This is a genomic window from Synechococcus sp. R8-2 (assembly GCF_047461715.1).
Taxonomy (GTDB): Bacteria; Cyanobacteriota; Cyanobacteriia; order Thermostichales; family Thermostichaceae; genus Thermostichus.
The window spans coordinates 1-1,500 of sequence record NZ_JANSHQ010000603.1; the positions used below are offsets into that span (position 1 = coordinate 1).

Genomic DNA, 1,500 nt, shown 5'->3' on the forward strand with positions numbered 1-1,500 from the left:
TTGCAAGGGATCGGCAATTTGGGCCTGGGAGCGATTGGGTTGGTGGGGCAAAACTATCCGCTGCTGCTGGGGGCAACCGTTTTCGACAACATGGCCGGGGGCATGGGCACGGCTGCTTTTCTGGCTTTTTTGATGAGCCTTTGCGATCGGCAATTTAGTGCCACCCAGTATGCTTTGCTCACCAGTGTATTTGCCGTGGGGGGAACCTTGGCCGGGGCCGTGTCGGGCTATTTGGCGGCTGCAGTCAATTGGCCTTTGTTTTATTTGATTACAGCGATGACAGCTGCTCCGGCGATGGTGATCCTACTGTGGCTTGGCCCCCCTTCATCGACTGCAGCCCTGGCCACAACCGCATCTGAACCGTAACTGCCCCACCGCAAATCCGGTTCTAATAGCCTTGCCTTGAACGCAACAAGGATGGCCGCCTACAGCGCAGCCCCGATTTTGGCCGCCAGATCCACCAGCCGCGCCGCATAGCCGTACTCGTTGTCGTACCAGGAGAGCACCTTCACCGTGCGATCCCCTAAGGTCAGGGTGGATCCCAAATCCACAATGGAAGAGTGGGGATCCCCGACGATATCCGCCGAGACGATCTCTGGCGGAGCAATGGCCAGGATGCCGCGCAGCGGGCCTTCTGCAGCCTCGATAAAGGCTTGGTTGACGGCTTCTTTGGTGATGGGCTGCTCGGTACGCACCACAAAGTCCACAATCGAGCCGGTCAAGGTGGGCACCCGCAGCGCCAGGCCATCCATCTTCCCTCTCAGGGCGGGCAAAACCTCGGCCACTGCCGTGGCGGCCCCGGTGGTGGAAGGCACGATCGACACTGCTGCTGAGCGGCCCCGCCGATAATCTTTGGGATCCGGGCGATCCACAATTGCCTGAGTGGCGGTATAGGCATGGCAAGTGGTGAGAAAGCCGGTCTCGATGCCGAAGCGATCCAACAAAACCTTGGCCAGCGGCGCCAAGCAGTTGGTGGTGCAGGAAGCATTGGAGACGATGTGATGCCGCTCTGGGTCGTATTGGTCGTCGTTGACCCCCATCACCACCGTCAAGTCGGGGCCTTTGGCAGGAGCAGAGATGATCACCTTTTTGGCCCCGGCCTCCAGGTGTTTGGCCGCCCCCTCTCGTTTGGTGAACAAGCCGGTCGATTCCACCACCAGGTCAACCCCCAGATCTTTCCAGGGCAGTTGTGCCGGATCCCGCTCTGCCAAAACCCGGACTTTCAGGTGGCTGCCGATTTGCAGATGTCCGTTCACCGCGCTCACGGTTTGGGGCAGGCGCCCATAGGCCGAGTCGAACTGGAGCAGGTAGGCCAAGTTGTCGGGTTCGGTCAGGTCATTGACTGCCACCACCTCCAGCTCTGGAGCTGGCTGAGACAGCAGCACCCGCAGGAAGGCCCGCCCAATGCGACCAAATCCGTTAATGGCTACCCGTGTGGTCATCGCAATCCTCCGGTATCAGTTTATACGATGGATCAGGGGACGCGGCATGGGAGACGCT

Annotated in this window: 2 protein-coding genes; one reads left to right on the plus strand and one right to left on the minus strand. The window is 60.0% G+C overall.

Features of this window, described 5'->3' with window-relative positions; all coding sequences use genetic code 11:
• On the plus strand, positions 1–366 hold a 366-nt coding region (locus NW819_RS12965), incomplete at its 5' end, for an MFS transporter (protein ID WP_414413995.1).
• A gap of 59 nt (positions 367–425) precedes the next feature.
• Here NW819_RS12965 and gap read toward each other — a convergent pair.
• Positions 426–1,442 carry a type I glyceraldehyde-3-phosphate dehydrogenase gene (gene gap, locus NW819_RS12970; RefSeq protein WP_414413996.1) on the minus strand — a complete coding sequence of 339 codons (1,017 nt, stop codon included), beginning with the start codon at positions 1,440–1,442 and terminating at the stop codon, positions 426–428.
• Positions 1,443–1,500 lie beyond the last annotated feature (58 nt).